The organism is Sphingobium sp. (assembly GCF_048594625.1).
Lineage (GTDB): Bacteria > Pseudomonadota > Alphaproteobacteria > Sphingomonadales > Sphingomonadaceae > Sphingobium.
The window spans coordinates 18,331-36,169 of record NZ_JBMDWL010000056.1 but is presented as its reverse complement, the minus strand read 5'-3'; the positions used below and the strand labels follow the sequence as shown (position 1 = coordinate 36,169).

15 protein-coding genes and 1 pseudogene are annotated in these 17,839 nt (G+C 63.7%); 10 read left to right on the top strand and 6 right to left on the bottom strand.

The window, feature by feature from the left end; translation table 11 throughout:
• The 4 genes and pseudogenes from ACOJSJ_RS07125 to ACOJSJ_RS07110 form a co-directional block, all read right to left on the bottom strand.
• Positions 1–246: pseudogene (locus ACOJSJ_RS07125) on the bottom strand (transcriptional repressor); the annotation flags it as partial.
• Between the two features lie 116 nt (positions 247–362).
• Positions 363–689 (bottom strand): DUF423 domain-containing protein, encoded by a 327-nt coding sequence (locus ACOJSJ_RS07120; protein WP_420144292.1) that lies wholly within the window; start codon positions 687–689, stop codon positions 363–365.
• The gene (locus ACOJSJ_RS07115) at positions 686–2,515 is read right to left on the bottom strand and encodes a monovalent cation:proton antiporter-2 (CPA2) family protein (protein WP_420144291.1); all 1,830 of its coding nucleotides are present in this window, start codon (positions 2,513–2,515) and stop codon (positions 686–688) included. The genes ACOJSJ_RS07120 and ACOJSJ_RS07115 overlap by 4 nt, the downstream gene beginning before the upstream one ends.
• Positions 2,515–2,937, bottom strand: a complete 423-nt coding sequence (locus ACOJSJ_RS07110; protein ID WP_420144290.1) for an iron-sulfur cluster assembly scaffold protein — start codon at positions 2,935–2,937, stop codon at positions 2,515–2,517. Before ACOJSJ_RS07110 ends, ACOJSJ_RS07115 begins: the two co-directional genes overlap by 1 nt.
• A 102-nt stretch (positions 2,938–3,039) precedes the next feature.
• On the opposite strand from ACOJSJ_RS07110, the gene ACOJSJ_RS07105 reads away from it, so the two are divergent.
• The gene (locus tag ACOJSJ_RS07105) at positions 3,040–3,495 is read left to right on the top strand and encodes a YaiI/YqxD family protein (RefSeq protein ID WP_420144289.1); all 456 of its coding nucleotides are present in this window, start codon (positions 3,040–3,042) and stop codon (positions 3,493–3,495) included.
• Positions 3,495–4,667 (top strand): NAD(P)/FAD-dependent oxidoreductase, encoded by a 1,173-nt coding sequence (locus ACOJSJ_RS07100; protein WP_420144288.1) that lies wholly within the window; start codon positions 3,495–3,497, stop codon positions 4,665–4,667. The genes ACOJSJ_RS07105 and ACOJSJ_RS07100 overlap by 1 nt, the downstream gene beginning before the upstream one ends.
• Before the next feature lie 142 nt (positions 4,668–4,809).
• On the opposite strand, the gene ACOJSJ_RS07095 is transcribed toward ACOJSJ_RS07100, so the two are convergent.
• Together ACOJSJ_RS07095 and ACOJSJ_RS07090 are read right to left on the bottom strand one after the other, a co-directional pair.
• A complete protein-coding gene (locus ACOJSJ_RS07095; protein ID WP_420144287.1) occupies positions 4,810–5,556 on the bottom strand; it encodes a LytR/AlgR family response regulator transcription factor in 747 nt (248 codons plus the stop codon).
• Between the two features lie 6 nt (positions 5,557–5,562).
• Positions 5,563–6,675, bottom strand: coding sequence for a sensor histidine kinase (locus ACOJSJ_RS07090; protein ID WP_420144286.1), 1,113 nt, complete (start codon positions 6,673–6,675; stop codon positions 5,563–5,565).
• Between the two features lie 158 nt (positions 6,676–6,833).
• Between ACOJSJ_RS07090 and ACOJSJ_RS07085 the strand changes: the two genes are divergently transcribed.
• From ACOJSJ_RS07085 to ACOJSJ_RS07050, 8 genes are all read left to right on the top strand, one after another.
• Complete coding sequence (locus ACOJSJ_RS07085) at positions 6,834–7,001, top strand: hypothetical protein (protein ID WP_420144285.1); 168 nt, start codon at positions 6,834–6,836, stop codon at positions 6,999–7,001.
• A gap of 80 nt (positions 7,002–7,081) precedes the next feature.
• Positions 7,082–7,336 (top strand): hypothetical protein, encoded by a 255-nt coding sequence (locus ACOJSJ_RS07080; protein WP_420144284.1) that lies wholly within the window; start codon positions 7,082–7,084, stop codon positions 7,334–7,336.
• Between the two features lie 114 nt (positions 7,337–7,450).
• Positions 7,451–7,825 (top strand): STAS/SEC14 domain-containing protein, encoded by a 375-nt coding sequence (locus tag ACOJSJ_RS07075; protein ID WP_420144283.1) that lies wholly within the window; start codon positions 7,451–7,453, stop codon positions 7,823–7,825.
• A gap of 183 nt (positions 7,826–8,008) precedes the next feature.
• Entirely contained in the window at positions 8,009–8,557 is a 549-nt protein-coding gene (locus tag ACOJSJ_RS07070; RefSeq protein ID WP_184265912.1) for a hypothetical protein, read from the top strand.
• A 239-nt stretch (positions 8,558–8,796) separates the two neighbouring features.
• Positions 8,797–11,415, top strand: a complete 2,619-nt coding sequence (locus tag ACOJSJ_RS07065; protein ID WP_420144282.1) for a GH92 family glycosyl hydrolase — start codon at positions 8,797–8,799, stop codon at positions 11,413–11,415.
• A 2-nt stretch (positions 11,416–11,417) separates the two neighbouring features.
• Positions 11,418–13,361, top strand: coding sequence for a glycoside hydrolase family 2 protein (locus ACOJSJ_RS07060; RefSeq protein WP_420144281.1), 1,944 nt, complete (start codon positions 11,418–11,420; stop codon positions 13,359–13,361).
• Positions 13,362–13,706: 345 nt separating this feature from the next.
• Complete coding sequence (locus ACOJSJ_RS07055) at positions 13,707–16,706, top strand: TonB-dependent receptor (RefSeq protein ID WP_420144280.1); 3,000 nt, start codon at positions 13,707–13,709, stop codon at positions 16,704–16,706.
• A 67-nt stretch (positions 16,707–16,773) separates the two neighbouring features.
• Complete coding sequence (locus ACOJSJ_RS07050; protein ID WP_420144279.1) at positions 16,774–17,838, top strand: glycoside hydrolase family 43 protein; 1,065 nt, start codon at positions 16,774–16,776, stop codon at positions 17,836–17,838.
• Position 17,839: the final 1 nt, after the last annotated feature.

Here is a 17,839-nt window from a genome sequence, read left to right as displayed (position 1 = left end):
GATGTTGTTCGCCACGAACAGGTCGAGGATGCGATAGACGCTGTTGGGCGCGACCCGCTTGCCGCGCGCCTGCGACACGGTGTCGGCGATGTCATAGGCCGATGCCGGGCGTTCTTCGGCGGCCAGCGCGTCGAAAATGGCAGCGCGCATCGGCGTCCATTGCTCATTCTGCGCCTCCAGCGTGGTGCGGGCGGCGTCGGCCAGCTTGGTGCCGGTCGGTTCGTGATGATGGTGGTGGTTGGCCATGGTCCCAATCTAGGCGTGTGCGGGTTCGGGGGCAAGGTTGCGGTGGGGGGTGATCCGTTCGGAACGGAATCGCATCCTGCGATCCCTCGTCCGGCCTGGATGGCATCCAAGATGCCCTAACGCTGGGCGAATGCCCATGCCGCCCACAGCCAGCCCGCGATCATCAGCGTGCCGCCGATGGGCGTCACCGCGCCCAGCCAGCGCGGCCCACCCAGCGCCATGACGTAGAGGCTGATGGCGAAGATCGCGCCGCCGCCCAGCATCAGCGCCGCGGCGCCCCGCGCGACGCCCATGATCGCAATTGCCGCGACGGCGTGGATCAGCTGATAGAGGCCGCCGGTGCGCAGCCATTCCGCGGCCTTCGGGTCCGTCACCCCATGCGCGCCGAACGCGCCCGCGCCGATGGCCAGCGCCGCCGACAGGCAAGCCAGTATCGCGATCATGCCTCTTCTCCATCCCCTCTGCTGAGCAATCGCATGGCGTTGCCGGGGCGGAACATTAAGTCCTTCGCCGCGAGCAGGCTGCCATGTTCGGTCTGGAGCGCGAGCCGCTGCGCGTCATTTTCGCGATATTGACGCTCGACTTCCTCGACCTCTTCATCGGGTACGCCCAGCGCCTGCATCGCCTGAACGCCCATGCAGACCGCCGATTCATAGACTTCGCGCACCACCCCGGCGAGGTGCATGTCCTTGAGTTCCAGCAATTGCCGCCGGTCGAAGGCGCGGACCATCAGCGCAGCCTGCGGGAAGGCCTCCGCTATGGGGTGCAGCACCCGCGAATCGAGCGAGGGATCGTCGATGCAGAAGGCGATCAGCCGCGCTTCGTCCGCGCCCGCACGGTGGAGCAGGTCGATGCGGGTGCCGTCGCCATAATAGACGTCCATGTCGAAATGGCTCGACACCTCGATCTGAGCGGGCTTCTTGTCGATCAGGACCACGCCAAAGCCATGGCCCATCAGCATCTGCGCCACGGTCTGGCCGAAACGGCCATAGCCCACGATGATGGCGGAACCGCGCGGCGCATCCTCCGGCCCCGGCAGGTCGTCATGATCCTTGGGCCTGGCAAATTCGAAGCGGCGGGCGAACAGCATCAGGAACGGCGTCGTCGCCATGGAGAAGGTGACGATGGCACTGAACAGGCTGGCGGCCTGCGGCGCGATCAGCAGGGCGCTTTGCGCCTGCGCGAACAGGACGAAGCCGAATTCGCCGCCCTGACTGAGCAGCAGGCCAGCACCGAGCGCCGGTTGCCATTTCATGCCGAACAGGCGGGCGAGGCCGGTGATGATCGCGGCCTTCGTCACGACGAGGATCGCCGCCATGGTGATGACGAACAGCGGGTTCGCCATGACGGTGCGCAGGTCCAGCACCATGCCCACGGCCAGGAAGAAGAGGCCAAGCAGGATGGAGCGGAAGGGTTCGACATCCGCCTCTATCTCATGCCGGTAGGGCGAATCGGCGAGCATGACGCCCGCAACGAAAGCGCCCAGCGCAGTCGACAGGTGCAGGCTGTGCATCAGCGCGGCGGCCGCCAGCACGGTGAAGAGGCCCACCGCGACGAACAGTTCGCGTTCCCCAAGGCGGCCGACCAGCGCCAGCAGCGGGCGCAGGATGAAGCGCCCCGCCAGGACGAGGCCCACAATGGCCCCGACGGTATAGGCCGCCATCATCCATCCGGGCGGGCCGCCAGCATCGGCGGGATTGCGCGACAGGGCCGCGACGATGGTGATGAGCGGGACGATGGACAGATCCTGAAACAGCAGGATCGAAAATACCTTTTCGCCAAAGGGCGAGTTGATGCGGCCGCTGCTCTTGAGGCCGGGCAGCACCTGCGCGGTGGAGGACAGGGCGAGCGGCAGGCCGAGCGCGATGGCCGCGCCCCATGTAAAGCCGGTGGTGTAGAAGATGATCGCCGTCAGCATGCAGCCGCAGATCACCACCTGCGCACCGCCAAGCGCGAAAATGTCGCGTTTCAGCCGCCAGAGGCGAGAGGGATGGAGTTCGAGGCCGACGAGGAACAGCAGCAGGACGATGCCGATTTCGGCAATGGCCAGTTTCGATTCCGCGCCACCGACAAGACCAAGGCCCTGCGGCCCGACCAGCGCCCCCGCGACGAGATAGCCCAGCACCGCGCCAAGGCCGAAGCGGCGGAAGATCATGACGAACAGGACCGCCGCGCCCAGCAGGATGACGCCTTCGGACAGGAGGACGTCGGTCGCGCTGATCGGCATGGCGGCAACGGCGGCGGGCGCCGGATTTGCGTATGTGGCCATCAGGCGTCCGCCTGCCGGGCGGCTTCGGCGATCGCTTCGAAACCGAGGCGGATCGATGCATGGCGCGCGGGATAGCCGCGCGCCGGGGCCAGCACACCAAGGCCGGGCCAGAAATCCAGATCGTCGCTGTCGCCGGACAGATAGGCGGTCAGCCGGTCGCGGGCATCCGCCAGTTCACCGGCGGTCAGGCCGATGGCATGGCCCGCCATCAGCGCCGCCGACGCCTGACCAAGGGCACAGGCCTTTACGTCCAGCCCTATTTCGACCAGCCGCCCGTCCGCCATGATGGCGTCCGCCGTCACCCGCGAACCGCAGGTGGGCGACCGTTTTTCGACGCTGGCCTGTGGCTGGTCGAGACGGTGGTGATGCGGGATGGCCGTGGCCAGCCGCAATATGTCCTTGTTATAGAGGGGCGCGCTCATGCCGAACCATGTAGGACAGGATCGTCGCGGGGTGAAGGCAGGCTTTGGCCTCATATGAAATAAGCTGGCCTGATCGCGCCCGGCCGCCTATCGCGGCTCCCCATGAAGATATTGGTCGATGCCGATGCCTGCCCCGTGAAGGATGAGGTGTATAAGGTCGCATGGCGGCACGAGGTGCCCGTGACGATCGTGAGCAACAGCCCCATCCGCATCCCCGCCCATCCCCTGCTGGACCGGGTGGTGGTGAGCGACGGGTTTGATGCCGCGGACGACTGGATCGCGGAACGGGCCGATGGTGCCAGCATCTGCATCACCGCCGACATATTGCTGGCCGACCGCTGCCTGAAGGCGGGGGCGGTGGTGATCGCGCCCAACGGCAAGCCCTTTACGTCCAGTTCCATCGGCGCGGCGGTGGCCACACGCGCCATCATGGCGGACCTGCGCGCCGGGGCGGTGGGCGATCCCATCGGCGGGCCACCGCCCTTTTCGAAGGTGGACCGGTCGCGTTTCCTGTCGGCGCTGGACGAAGCGCTGGTGCGCATGAAGCGGGGGCGTTGATGGCCGATCATGATGCCATCGTGCTGGGTGCGGGCGCGGCGGGGATGATGTGCGCGGCGATCGCGGGGCAGCGCGGGCGGCGCGTGCTGGTGATCGATCATGCCAATGCGGTGGGCAAGAAAATCCTGATTTCCGGGGGTGGGCGGTGCAATTTCACCAATATCCATACCGCCGCGGATCGTTATCTGTCGGGCAATCCCCATTTCGCCAAATCGGCGCTGGGCCGCTACACCGCGCAGGATTTCATCGCGCTGGTCGACCGTTATGGCATCGCCTGGCATGAAAAGACGCTGGGGCAGCTGTTCTGCGACGGATCGGCGCGGCAGATCGTCGCGATGCTGGAAGAGGAATGCGCGACGGGCGGCGTGACCTTTGCCCTGGGGCAGGGGGTGACCGGCATCGATCATGGCGACGGGCTGTACCGGGTGCGCGTGGGCGGGACGGAGCATCGCGCGCCGTCCATCGTGCTGGCAACCGGCGGGCCGTCCATTCCCAAGATGGGGGCGACCGGCTTTGCCTATGATGTCGCGCGGCAGTTCGGCCTGTCGGTGGTGCAGCCGCGCCCGGCGCTGGTGCCCTTTACGCTGGGACCGGAAGAAGCGCTGTTCCAGTCGCTGTCGGGCGTGTCGACCGATGTCGAGGTGCGATGGAACAAGACCCGCTTTCGGGAGGCGGCGCTGTTCACCCATCGCGGCCTGTCCGGCCCGGCGATGCTCCAGATCAGTTCCTATTGGCAGCACCGCACGGCGATCAACGTCAATTTCCTGCCGGACCGGCCGGTCGAATGGCTGCTGGACGAAAAGCGGGACCGGCCCCGCACCAGCCTGCGCCGTGTATTGGCGCAGGCGCTGACCGAGCGGCTGGCCGACGCGCTGCTGGAACGGATCGCGGTGCAGGGCGAGATGGGCTCCCTGACCGACAAGCTGCTGCGGCAGGTCGGCGCGCGCCTCAACGACTGGGCGTTCATGCCGTCGGGGACGGAAGGCTATGCCAAGGCGGAAGTGACGGTGGGCGGCATCGCCACGGCGGGGCTGTCGTCGCGGACGATGGAGGCGAACAAGGTGCCGGGCCTTTATGCCATTGGCGAGGCGGTGGATGTCACCGGCTGGCTGGGCGGCTATACTTTCCAGTGGGCATGGGCCAGCGGCGTCGCGGCGGGGCAGGCGGTTTGAAATTCAGCCCATGCGGGCCTGCGAAGCGCGCTTTTCTGCGCTCCGGTGCTCGCGTACATGGAGTACGCTGCGCTCCGGTGCTCCAAAATCACGCTTCTCGGCTCCACCTGAACTGAATTTCAAACCGCCTGCGTTCGACCGTTCACCGCCCCGTCATCGCCCGCGCGTTGGCGAGGAAGGTGCGGCCGATGCGGATTTCGCCGCCGTCGGCCAATGCCGCGAACCAGACACCGCTGCCGTCGTGGCGCAGGCGGGCGATATGGTCCCGCCGCACGATGTGGCTGCGGTGCAGGCGGACGAACTGTTGCGGGTCCAGCCGTTCTTCCAGACTGCTGATCGTCTGGTGCAGCAGATAGCTGTGCGATCCCACATGCAGGCGCATATAGTCACGCTCCGCCTCTATCCGGTCGATCTGGTCGGTGGCGATGCGGATCAGTTCGGACCGGTGGGGCACCCAGAATTCCTCCGCCCATTCGGGTGACGGGGTGCTGGCGATGGCGGGCGCGGCGTCGCCGGGCGCATGGCGCAGCGCTGTTTCGACCCGGTCGATGGCGCGGGTCAGCCGGTCGTGCGCCACGGGTTTCAGCATATAATCGACGGCGGCAAGGTCGAACGCCTCCACCGCGAAACCTTCGAACGCGGTGACGAAGATCACCGCCGGGCGGATGCCCATGCGGCCGACGGCGCGCGCGACGCCGATGCCATCCAGCAGCGGCATGGCGATGTCGAGCAGGACGAGATCGGGTTTCAGCCCCTCTATCAGGCGCAGCGCCGCTTCGCCGTCGGTCGCGGTGCCGACCAGCGCGATGCGCGGTTCACGCGCGCACAGCATCTGGAGCCGTTCGACCGCCAGCGGTTCGTCATCGACGATCATGGTGCGGATGGACATGGTTTTTCAGCACCCCCGGCGAATGATGGGCAGGGTCAGCAAGACCGAAAAGCCCTCACCCTCCCGCGGACCATAGGCGATGCGCCCCTGATCTCCAAAACGGGCGTTCAGCCGGTCGCGCACATTGGCAAGGCCGATGCCGCTGCCCGCGTCCGCATCGCCGGGCGGATTGTCGCCATCGTCGCTGACCGCGATGTGCAGCAGGTCGCCATCCTCCCGCGCGGTGATGGTGATCGTGACCGGGCTGGAAGTGCGCGATACGCCATATTTGATCGCGTTTTCGACCAGCGGTTGCAGGATCAGGCCAGGGACGCAGGCGTTCATCAGGGCGGGAGGAATGTCGATGATCGTGGCCAGCCGATCGGGGAAACGCACCGATTCGATGTCCAGATAGAGTTTCTGGAGATGCACTTCCTCTTCCAGCGGGACATCGTCCAGCGGGTCGCCGGTCAGGCTGGTGCGGTAGAAGTTGGAAAGCGACATGATCATCTGTTCCGCTTCATCCGGTCTGTTGCGCATGACGAGCGTGGACAGGGAGTTGAGCGTGTTGAACAGGAAATGCGGGTTCACCTGATAACGCAGCGAGCGCAGTTCGGCCTGTTGCGCGGCGCGTTCCAGCCGGGCGGCGCGCCGTTCGGTGCGATGCGCTTCGCTGGCGTAGGACAGGGCGAGGTACAGCCCGGCCCATGCCGCCAGAAAGAAATAGCGGGTCATCGCATCTTCGACGATGGAGATGAGGACATAACCTTCCTCTATCGCCTTCTTCTTCATTTCCGCGTCGGGAAACAGGCTGATCGGATCATAGACGTTGAAGATGTAATAATTGGCCGCCGCCATGGCCAAGGCGAAGGGCGCGGCCAGCGTGAAGGCGGACATGATCCGTACCGACACCGGTTTGCCATCCACCCGGCGCAGCACCAGATAGAGTATCCAGGTCACGATGATGCCGATGACCGACACCACCATGCGGCGGGCGGCCATTTCCCATTGCGCGTCGAAGCCCACGACGATGGCGCGCAGGGTCACGATGGCGGTGTAGAGGAACCAGAAGCCAAGGATGGAATAGAGGGCGATCGACGGCGCTACGCCGCGGTCGCCATCTTCGGGAAGATCGTTCATTCTGCCTGTCTAATCCTGCCTGCGCCAAAAGTCTGCATCGCCCGCCGCTGCTGGTCGAACTGGCGGTGACGTTTGTCGAAGCAGGGCGCGTGACGGGCATATTCGGGAACCGCGCCCATAGGCCGCCCGTTGATGCTGTACAGATCAGGAGAGAGACGATGACGGACGACAAGTCCCGCAAGAGCGACGAGGAAAAGCGCGACCAGAGCCTGAAGGATTCGATGGATGCATCCGATCCGCCGTCGACGCAGAAACCCGATGATGATGGCGGGCCGGTGCCGTCGTCCGGTTATGACAGCGGGTTGCGCGGCAGCGAGGATCGATAGCCGCGCGACGGGCGATATGTTATCGTTACGGGTGCAGAGCCAACAGGCCGCCCGGTTTTGAATCGAGGAGCAAGACATCCATGCCGACTTCCGCCACCCCCGCCATCGAACGTATCGCCCGCGTACTGGCCGGCCGGCATCTGAGCCTGAACGGCGGCGGGAGCGATCCCCATGCTGCCGGGGCGGTGGACGCGGCCTGGCCCGACCATGTCGACGACGCCTATGCCATTTTGCATACGCTGCGCGAACCCGATGCGCAGATGGCGCAGGCGGGTGACGTGGCGGTGTGGCGCGCCATGGTGGGCGCGGTGCTGGAGCGGCATCCGCAGGGGTGATGGCTTCGGGCTTCTGGTTGGCAGCGCTGGCTCCTTGCGGCCTGTAACGCTTTGTCCCGTCAATAATCTTTCGGTAATATCGATGCGGCATGAAGGCCCCCGCGGAGGGCTTTCATGTACGACATCCATTTTCGGCACGACATCAACCTGCTGGACATCGCCTGGCACGGGCAGTTCAGCAGCAAAGGCGTCGCGGCCTATGCGCGCGAATGCAAGGCGCGGTTCGTGCAGGAAGGATTTTCGCCCGGCTATCTGCTGCGCATGGACATGAGCGGAAGCGCGGTGCAGCCGCAGGAGGCCGTCGCCGCATTTCGCGAACATCTGGGCGATGGGCTGTTCCCCCGTGCGTCGCGCATCGCCATCGTGACGCCCAGCGTCATCGCAAAGATGCAGGTCCGGCGTGAAATGACGCAGGATTATCTGCGCATCTTTACCGAGGCCGACGAAGCGCTGACATGGTTGCTGGAAACGATGCCGGTCGTCGCCTGATCCGCCCGCGGCGTCCCCAGGCTGTTGCTGCGTCAACGCTTTGTCGCAGTCATCAAAATTACATGTTGCACCGCACAACCAAATCTGGTCCGTTGTGAATAGCGGTGGAACAGGCGCTTAAGCCTTCAGTAACCATAGAGGGCGCATGTTCCACTCTGCGACTTAAAGTCGGAGGGCATGAACATGGGTACGAGTGCAAGACCGGCGGATGGGGCCATCACCCTGGCGGAACTGCGTGAATTCGCCAGCTTCCCGTCTGCCACGCAACGCTATATCCGCAGATCGCTGGACATCGGGCTGCATCGCCGCGACGCGATGAAGCTATGGTCGCGCGATATGGTGGAGGAAGCGTCGATCCGGGCGCAGGCGCGCATTTACGGGCGGCTGGACGAGATCAAGGCGCGCGTACCCGACGACAGCGGTCTGGAACAAGTGGAGCCGTTCATGGCGCCGCTGGTCACCGTATCGGCTTTCGACCTGGGGCAGGATCGCCTCAGCAGCTTTTCGGCCTATCGCTTCCTGTACGAACGGTTGCTGGGTGCAGGCGCGCGGCCATGGTTGCCGGGCGCTTTCTGCGCGGCGGCCAGCCTGCCGCACCTCCATCCCGAAAAGCGTCGGGCGCTGCTTCAGTCGATCAGCGAAGCGGCGGCGACGGCGGTCGGCTGGTCGAATCGGGAGCCGACTTTCTATCCCGAATGGGTGGAAAAGGTGGACCTTTCCAAAGCGAACTGATCCGCCCTTTCCGACGCACGAACAGCCGCGCAAAATGGGGGTTTTGCGCGGCTTTTTCGTGAGCGGCGATCAGCCATGCTGACGGCGAAAGTGACAATCGTGCGGAGTGGGCAATGGCGTGCCGCTGGCCGGGCGGGCGCGTCTGCTTCCTAATTGACAAAGCAAATTGATTTAATAAATTGCCTCCGTCAGTGAGGGCGGCATCAGACCGTTCCGCGCAGAGGAGAGGCTGTCGGCATATGGGGCATAACCGTCATCAATCGCGATCGCGCCGGATGGTGCGCATGGCCTGCGCGACCGGCCTGCTGCTGTCGGCATCGCAGCTGGTCATGGGGCAAGGCGTGGCGGCCGGCGTCTTGGCGGATGGCGTGGCGATGCAGGGTACAGCGACCGGTGGTGCCGTGGTGCGCGGCATGGCGATGCGGGGCGCGGCGCCGGGTGGTGCCGTGGTGCAGGGCGTGGCGATGCAGAATGCTGCGGCCAATGGCGGCGTGGCGCGAGGTGTGGCGACGCAGGTTGCAGCGGCGGGCGGCGTCGTGGCGAATACGCAATCTTCCGCGCCGGACGGAACACAGGCGGGGGTGGAGCGGGGCGTGGACCTTGCCAACCCGCTGGTCGGCACCGCGCCGCTCGACCGGCAGGATCTGATCGGCAATGCGCCGCCGCCGGGCGAGCCGGCCTATTCCGGGCAGACGTCGCCGGGCGCGCGATTGCCCCATGCGTCGGTCGAAACCGCGCCGGTCAATAATAATATCGCGCTAACATACCCCAATGGCGTGCCGACGCCCTATCATTATCCCAATCCCACGATGATCGGCTTTACCGGCGGCGGGGGGCAGACCTATGGCGGCAATGCCGAACCGATCATCATGCCGGTGGTGGGCGATTTTTCGGTGCCGCCCGCCTATAGCCAGGCCTGGTATGACAAGAAGCGGGAGGTGGCGTCGCCCGGTCGCTATTCGGTCTATCTCGACACGTTCCAGACGCAGGTGGACCTGACCGGCACGCGCTGGGCCAGCCTGATGCAATTCACCTTTCCGCAGAGCGCCCGGTCGAACATATTGCTGAACCTGCCCGGCCATGGCGGGACGGTGGAGATTGTGGACGACCACACCATCCGTGGCGTGTCGAAGGGGCGGGAATCGATCGACGGCCGTTATTTCGTCGCCGAATTTTCCCGGCCCTTCACGGCCCATGGCATGTTCAGCAAGGCGCCGGGCGATGCGAAGGGATGGGGCATAGGCGACAAGCATGTCGCGCCGGGGGAGAGCAGAATCGAGGGCGCCTATGCCGGGGCCTATGTCACCTATCCGACGAAGGCGGGGGACAGGGTGCTGGTGCGCATGGCGCATGGCACCAGCTATGAACAGGCGACGCAGCGCCTGCGGCAGGAATTGCCCGACTGGGATTTTGCCGCCGTCCATGAAAAGGCGCGGGGCGTGTGGGACAGGCTGCTCGGCCGCGTGCAGGTGCGCGGGGGGACGGAAAAACAGCGGCGGATGTTCTATTCCACGCTGTTCCAGTCCTTCGCCAGTCCGCGCCTGATCGCGCAGAAGGGGGAGAGCTTCACCGACAGCAATGGCAAGGTGCAGGTGGCGACCCATGACCGGTATGGGCCGGTGCCTTTCTGGGACACGGGGCGCAACCAGATCGTCCTGCTGACGCTGATGGAGCCGGATGTCGTGCGCGACATCATGCAGTCCGAATATGAAATGGCGCAGGAAAAGGGGTATATGAACACCTCCTTCCATGGCGACAATGCGGTGTTCCTGTATCTGGGCGCGTGGAAGCGCGGGGTCGATTTCGATTATGCCGGAGTGTGGGAGTATCTGCGCAAGAACGCCACCGATCCGAAAGGGCCGCGCGATTATCTGACCGAATATGACCGCAATGGTTGGATCGCCGACATCGTGCCGGACGAAAATCCCAGCCCGCCCTATGCCGGGGGCAAGGCGGGCGCGGCGACCACGATGGAATATGCGTGGGACGACCATGCGCTGGCCGATTATGCCGGGCGGCTGGGGAAGGCGGAGGATCAGCGGCGCTTTTTGCGGCGGGCCGGAAACTATGCCCATGTCTTCGACAGGGGGACCGGCTTCATTCGCGGGCGGACGGCGGACGGGAAGTGGATCGCGCCGTTCGACCCGCAGGAACCCTATTATAATTTCATGATGAAGGAAGCGTCGGGATGGTCGACGCTGTGGCTGGCCCCGCATGATGTGAAGGGGCTGATCACGCTGCTGGGCGGGCGGGACGCGTTCAATGCGAAGCTCGACCGGTTTTTCACCACGCCCTATACGCCCAAGGGGATATGCCGCGATTGCACGGGCCTGATCGGTCAATATGTGCATGGCAACCAGCCCGACCAGCAGGCGCCATACTATTATGACTGGTCGGGCCAGCCGTGGAAGACGCAGGCGCTGGTCCGCCGCATCCTGGACGACATGTATGGCAGCGATGCGGCCGGGTACGGCTATGCGGGCATGGACGATCAGGGCGCGACATCATCCTGGTATGTGATGAACGCCATGGGCTTCTATCCCGTCGATCCGTCCAGCGACGTCTATATGATCGGCAGCCCGGTTTTCGATCATGTCGCGCTGGACATGGGTGGCGGCAGGACGCTGGAGATCAGCGCGAAGAATAACAGCGCCGCCAATATCTACATTCAGTCGATGACGCTGAACGGGCGGCCATGGGACAAGCCGTGGTTCCGCCATGCCGACATACAGGACGGAGCGAAAATCGCCTTCGTCATGGGGCCGAAGCCCAATGTGAAGTGGGGCAGCGCACCGTCGGCGACCGCGCCGTCCATGTCAGACAATCAGAAATCCAACGATCATAAAAAGGGGAAATGAGGATGCGCTTTTTCGGTCCGGCCTTGCTGGCCCTGTCCATCGCCGCCGCGCCTGTCGCGCTGGCGCAGGGGCAACAGGCGAGGGGTGACGCCACCTATACCAGCGATCTGGTGACCCGATGGGGCAAGGGCGTGACGCCCGACAATGTGTGGCAAAGCTATCCCCGCCCGCAATTGCAGCGGCGCGAATGGCGCAACCTCAATGGCCTGTGGGATTATGCCATCACCGCGCCCGCCGTTGCCCGGCCGCAGAAGATGGACGGGCAGATATTGGTGCCGTTCCCGGTGGAATCGCGCCTGTCGCGGGTGGCGCGCAAACTGACCCCCGACCAGCGGCTGTGGTACAGGCGCAGCTTCACCATACCCGCCAACTGGGCGGGACAGCGGATCATGCTGAATTTCGGCGCGGTCGACTATGCGTCGCAGGTGATGGTGAACGGCGCGCCGGTGGGCGGGCATAAGGGCGGGTCCGATCCGTTCGGTTTCGACATCACCGACTATCTGAAACCGGGCGACAATGAAGTGATGGTGCAGGTAGCCGATCCGACATCGGCCGGCACCCAGCCGCGCGGCAAGCAGTCGCTGGATCCCAGCGGCATATGGTACACCGCGTCGAGCGGGATATGGCAGACGGTGTGGATCGAACCGGTGCCGAAACTGCATATCGCGGACGTGCGCGCCACCGCCGACATCGACCGGGGCGTGGTGGAAGTGGACGTGGCGCTCAGTAACTGGGCGGGCGACACCGACGCCGTGCGCCTGACCGCCAGCAGCAAGGGGAAGGTGATCGCCAGCACGATCCTGCGCGGCAATCGCCATGCGACGCTGGCGATACCCGATGCGCATCACTGGTCGCCGGACGATCCGTTCCTTTATGACCTGAAGGCCGAACTGATCAGCGTGCGCGATCCCTATGCCGGGCAGCCCGAACGCGACCGCAAGGCCTATGACGCGCGCTTCACGCTGGCGGAAACGCAGCGTTATGCCGCAGCCCAGCCCGAAGGCGCGGTGCGTGACAGCGTGGACAGCTATTTCGCGATGCGCAAGATTTCGGTGGGGCAGGGACCGGTGCGGGGGCAGCCGGTGCTGCTGCTGAACAACAAACCGCTTTTCCACAATGGCACGCTGGATCAGGGATGGTGGCCCGACGGGTTGCTGACCCCACCGTCGGAAGAGGCGATGAAGAGCGACCTCGTCTTCCTGATGAAGGCGGGGTTCAACATGGTCCGCAAACATATCAAGGTCGAACCGGCGCGATATTATTATGACGCCGACCGGCTGGGCATGATGATCTGGCAGGACATGCCGTCGGGTGGCGGAGAAGACCAGTTCGTCGCCGGGACCAGTCAGGGGCAGGCGATATTCCCGTCATCCACCATGGCCGATCATGTCGATGAACTGGGGCGCATGGTGGGGGCGCTGCGCGCTTTCCCTTCCATCGTGCTGTGGGTGGTCAATAATGAAGGATGGGGCCAGTTCGACAGCGCCACTTTGTCGAAATATGTCAAGGGGATGGACCCCAGCCGACTGGTCAACGCCAATAGCGGATGGATGGATGTGGCGCCCGGCGTGTCGGATGTGTTCGACATCCACACCTATGAAGACAAGCCCAATGTCCCCGCCCGCCATGCCGATCGCGCCATCGTGCTGGGCGAATATGGCGGCGTCGGCCTGCCGGTGAAGGGCCATTTGTGGAAGCCGGGCAAGACGCTGTGGAGTTATCAGGTGGCGGGCGGCGATGGCGATTATCTGAGCCGCTATCGCGTAAAGATGGAGGAGGTGGTGCGGCAGGCGAAGCTGCATGGCCTGTCCGCCGCCGTCTATACCCAGACCAGCGATGTGGAGGACGAAATCAACGGCCTCCTTACCTACGACCGGGCGCAGTCCAAGGCGAAGGCCGAGGATCTGGCGAAGATCGCTGCGCCGCTATGGGATGCCATGCCGTAGCGCATTTTCGAAGCTGATGGCAGCAGCTTCTGTTTCTCAACCTATGGAAAGTGAAAGAGGAATGGAGCATTTTGGGGTCATCCGGCAAAAGGGATGGCGCGCGAAATGCGGTCAGCAGAAAGGTTGAGGCACGGCCCGATCCAGCCGGGTCGGACCGTGCCTTAACGGGGTGTGGCCAGTCCGTATCACGGCCGCGTCTTAATTTAATTGACAAATTGCTTTGTTTAATCAGATAGTGGTAGCGGGCAGGGATGGCCGGGCGGATACTGGCCGCATCGATCCCCTGATCCATAAAAAATCGACAAGCGCGGAAACCGCCACGAATGGCCCTGGGAGGGTGCTGAAATGAATATTGGATGTGAGGATATTTCCCTGCGTTCGGGGCGCGCCCGTGTCGCGTGCGCGCTGCTGATGTCGGCCAGTGCCATCGGCATGGCGAGCGCCGCGCAGGCGCAGGATGCGCAGATGCCCGCCGCCGTGACGGCGCAGCAGCCATCGGCCGCCGTTCCGCAGGATGCACCCGCCGCGGACGGCACCATCGTCGTCACCGGATACCGCCAGTCGATCGAGGCGGCGCTGCGCCAGAAGCGCGAAGCCAATGCCTTTGTCGATGTCATAACGGCCGAGGACATAGGCAAATTCCCCGACAAGAATGTCGCCGACTCCCTGCAACGCGTGCCGGGCGTGATCATCGAACGCGACGGCGGCGAAGGGTCGAAGGTCAGCATCCGGGGCCTCAGCTCCGACCTGACCCTGACCCAGCTGAACGGCAATTTCATCGCGTCGGCGGACAGCGGCGATCCATCGCGGTCGTTCAACTATACGCTGCTGCCCGCGAACATGATTTCGGCGGTCGAAACGTTCAAATCGCCCGAAGCGCGGCTGGACGAAGGCGGCGTGGGCGGCACCGTGATCCTGCGCACCCGTCGCCCGCTGGAGCTGGACCCGTGGAGCGGCTTCGTGTCGGCCGAGGGCGTCTATGCCGACGTGTCGAAGAAGTTCGAGCCGCAGATTGCGGGGCAGCTGAGCTGGCGCAACCCGGACGAGACGTTCGGCATATTGGTCGGCGCGACGTACCAGGAACGGCGCAACCGCACCCTGTCGGGCAATGCGCGTTCATGGTCGTGGTGGACCTATGACAAGGCCAATGAACCGGCGACCGACGTCAACGGCAACCCCTATGCCAATGACGACGCGATCAGTTACTGGTCGGAAAATACCGGTTCCACCACACAGGGCGGCACCCGCTATTCGGGTTATTGGGCGCCGCAATCGGTGGAAGAATCGATTCAGGACCAGCAGCGCAAGCGCCTTGGCATTCAGGCGACGGCCCAGTGGAAGCCGATTGAGGAACTGACGCTGACGGCCAATTTCTTCCGATTCCAGATCAACAATAATTTCACGTCGAACGTGCTGAAAATCCCGGAATGGGGATACCGCAATTTCTTCACCGGCGGCACGTTCGACAAAAGCGGCACCGTGCTGACCGGCGCGAATTTCGCGGTTCCGGCGGCGGGCACCGGCTGTTCGGCCCAGCCCACGCCCTGCACCATGGAAACGCCGCAACTGTCGGGACAGTATAGCCGCGAAAAGGTGGTGTCGAACACGTTCGATTTTGGCGGCGAATATGAACATGACCGGTTCAAGGCGACCTTCGTCGCGGGCAAGACGCGAGCGACCGGTGGCCCGTCCATGCGCTTCAGCGTGGCAGCCAAACCGCGCCTGACCACCGCGACCCAAAATATCAACGGCAATCTGGTCAGCGACTGGGCGTTCAAGAACGGCTCCGTCGACATGCAGTTCTCACCCGAATTGCAGCAAAATATCATGAACGGCATCGCCCAGATCGATGTCGGGTCGACCGGTGGCAGCTACACCAACAGCATGATCGAGCAGAAATATGCACAGGTCGACCTGACCCGGTCGTTCGACAGCTTCATCGATTCGGTGCAGGTCGGGGCGAAATGGCGCGACGGGCGGGTGAACCGCAAGATCGGCCGCGCCGAATGGTATGCCGATCCCGCGACCGAATTGCGGTTTCAGGACACGCCGGGCGGGGCGGTGGCGCTGCCGGAATTTTTCTATGACAAGCCGATGGGCAATATCCCCGGCGGCTTTACCGCCAGTTCCTTCCCCGGCATCAATTTCGGCAATTACCTGAATTATCTGGATAACACCTATGGCGATTCCGTCCGGGTGGAAGAGGACCAGAATCTCTATCGCATCCGGGAAAAAATCTGGGCGGGCTATGCGCAGGTGAATTTCAAGACCGACACGGTGCGCGGCAATCTGGGCCTGCGCGTCGTCAACACCAAGCAGACCGGGCGATCCACCGACACGCTTTATTATCAGGATGATTATTGCGTGAACGGGCCGGGCGGTCCCTTCTCTCCGCCGCCGCAGGGCGCGGACGGCAACTGCCTTGTCATCCCGCAGAACCAGCGCGAACGGCGCGTGTTCAGTGCGGTGAACGAAGCGAAAAGCTACACCGATTTCCTGCCGAGCTTCAACATTTCGTGGGAGGTGCGGCCCGACATCGTGCTGCGCGGCGCGGTGTCGAAGGTGATCGCACGGCCCGGCTATAACGACCTGGCCGGTGCGCGTTCGCTGACCTATAATTCGGACGCGTTCGTATATGACCGGGCGCAGTTCGGCGCGATGGCCGGATGGTTCGGCAATGGCGGCAATTTCGACCTGAAGCCGTTTTCGGCATGGCAATATGATCTGGGCGTGGAATGGTATTTCCATCAGGGTTCGGTGCTGGGCGCCACCCTGTTCCGCAAGGATGTGTCGGACTTCATCGTGCCGCTGATGCTGGATCTGGAACAGTCGGTCGCGGGCGAAACCGTGCTGGTGCAGCAATATGCGACCCAGGCGAACGGGTCGAAGGCCAGGTCGCAGGGTATCGAACTTTATGCCCAGCACACGTTGCCGTTCGGCCTCGGCGCGCAGGTGAACTTTACCTATAACGACACGTCGGTCGCGGACATCGCGCTGGATGGACAGACGGTGGGGCAATCGCCGCTGGTCGGCAGCGCGAAGACGCAGTTCAACGGATCGATATTCTGGGAAACCGACAGATTCCTGATCCGCGCATCCTATAACCGCCGTGGCAAGGTGGTGCGCGGCATTTCGTCGGGCCTCAACATCTATGACGATCCCTATGAGCAGGTCGACCTGAACGCGTCCTATAATATCAACGACAAGCTGTCGTTGACGGCGTCGATCATCAACCTGACCAAATCGGAACAGCGGCAGCATCTGGGTGATGATACGACCGAACGTTTCTATTCGAACGTCTATGCCGGACGCCGTGCCTATGTCGGCGTGACCTATAATTTCTGATCGGGTCGCACCGTCCGGGGGTGGGCGTCTGCACGCGCCCACCTCCAATTTTTGATTGGGGGAAGATATGAAATTGGGTCGCATGGCATGGCTGACGCTGGTGGGAGCGGGATTGCTGCCCGCCGTCGCTATGGCAGGCAATCCCGTCCTGCCGGGCTATTATGCCGATCCGGAAATCCGGGCGTTCGACGGGCAATACTGGATTTATCCCACCTATAGCGCCCATGACGGCGCGCCCGACCTGACGCAGCGCTTCACGCCAAAGCAGGAGAAGGCGCGTAAGGCGAGTTCGATCCGCCCATCCTATCTCTACCAGACCTTCTTCAACGCCTTTTCCTCGCCCGATCTGGTCCACTGGAAAAAGCACCCCCATGTGCTGGACGTGGCTACCATCCCTTGGGCCTATAAGGCGATCTGGGCGCCGACGGTCATCGAACAGGGTGGGCGTTACTATATGTTCTTCAGCGCCAACGACATTCAGTCCGACGGTGAGGTCGGCGGCATCGGCGTGGCGGTGAGCGACCATCCCGGCGGCCCGTTCCGCGACGCCATCGGCAGGCCGCTGATCGACCGGTTCCACAATGGCGCGCAGCCGATCGACCCGTTCGTGTTCCGCGACGATGACGGGCAGGTCTATCTTTACTATGGCGGTTGGAAACATTGTAATGTCGTGAAACTGGGCGCGGACCTGAAGTCCGTGGTGCCGTTCGATGACGGCACGACATTCAAAGAAATCACCCAGCCCGGCTATGTCGAGGGCAGCTTCGTCATCAAGCGCAAGGGCACTTACTATTTCATGTGGTCCGAAGGGGGCTGGACCGGCCCGGACTATGCCGTCGCCTATGCCACCGGGCCGAGCGCCACCGGTCCCTTCACGCCGCGGGGCCGGATATTGGCGCAGGATTTCCATATCGCGCGCGGGGCGGGGCATCATTCGGTGCTGAACATTCCGGGGACGGACGACTGGTATATCGCCTATCATCGCCGCCCGATCGGCGACGATGTCGGCGAACATCGACAGGTGGCGCTGGACCGGCTCTATTTCGAAGCGGACGGCAGCATCCGTCCAGTGGTGATGACGAACGAAGGCGTGGCGCCGCACCAGCCGCCGCGCACGAAAACAGGGGAGTGAA

What these genes read in the sequence shown, in the direction of transcription:
- ACOJSJ_RS07070 (WP_184265912.1), top strand. Translation starts at nt 8,009, where the DNA reads ATGGGTACGAGTGCAAGACCGGCGGATGGGGCCATCACCCTGGCGGAA.
- ACOJSJ_RS07105 (WP_420144289.1), top strand. Translation starts at nt 3,040, where the DNA reads ATGAAGATATTGGTCGATGCCGATGCCTGCCCCGTGAAGGATGAGGTG.
- ACOJSJ_RS07110 (WP_420144290.1), bottom strand. Translation starts at nt 2,937, where the DNA reads ATGAGCGCGCCCCTCTATAACAAGGACATATTGCGGCTGGCCACGGCC.
- ACOJSJ_RS07050 (WP_420144279.1), top strand. Translation starts at nt 16,774, where the DNA reads ATGAAATTGGGTCGCATGGCATGGCTGACGCTGGTGGGAGCGGGATTG.
- ACOJSJ_RS07115 (WP_420144291.1), bottom strand. Translation starts at nt 2,515, where the DNA reads ATGGCCACATACGCAAATCCGGCGCCCGCCGCCGTTGCCGCCATGCCG.
- ACOJSJ_RS07060 (WP_420144281.1), top strand. Translation starts at nt 11,418, where the DNA reads ATGCGCTTTTTCGGTCCGGCCTTGCTGGCCCTGTCCATCGCCGCCGCG.
- ACOJSJ_RS07100 (WP_420144288.1), top strand. Translation starts at nt 3,495, where the DNA reads ATGGCCGATCATGATGCCATCGTGCTGGGTGCGGGCGCGGCGGGGATG.
- ACOJSJ_RS07095 (WP_420144287.1), bottom strand. Translation starts at nt 5,556, where the DNA reads ATGTCCATCCGCACCATGATCGTCGATGACGAACCGCTGGCGGTCGAA.
- ACOJSJ_RS07075 (WP_420144283.1), top strand. Translation starts at nt 7,451, where the DNA reads ATGTACGACATCCATTTTCGGCACGACATCAACCTGCTGGACATCGCC.
- ACOJSJ_RS07120 (WP_420144292.1), bottom strand. Translation starts at nt 689, where the DNA reads ATGATCGCGATACTGGCTTGCCTGTCGGCGGCGCTGGCCATCGGCGCG.
- ACOJSJ_RS07055 (WP_420144280.1), top strand. Translation starts at nt 13,707, where the DNA reads ATGAATATTGGATGTGAGGATATTTCCCTGCGTTCGGGGCGCGCCCGT.
- ACOJSJ_RS07080 (WP_420144284.1), top strand. Translation starts at nt 7,082, where the DNA reads ATGCCGACTTCCGCCACCCCCGCCATCGAACGTATCGCCCGCGTACTG.
- ACOJSJ_RS07090 (WP_420144286.1), bottom strand. Translation starts at nt 6,675, where the DNA reads ATGAACGATCTTCCCGAAGATGGCGACCGCGGCGTAGCGCCGTCGATC.
- ACOJSJ_RS07065 (WP_420144282.1), top strand. Translation starts at nt 8,797, where the DNA reads ATGGGGCATAACCGTCATCAATCGCGATCGCGCCGGATGGTGCGCATG.
- ACOJSJ_RS07085 (WP_420144285.1), top strand. Translation starts at nt 6,834, where the DNA reads ATGACGGACGACAAGTCCCGCAAGAGCGACGAGGAAAAGCGCGACCAG.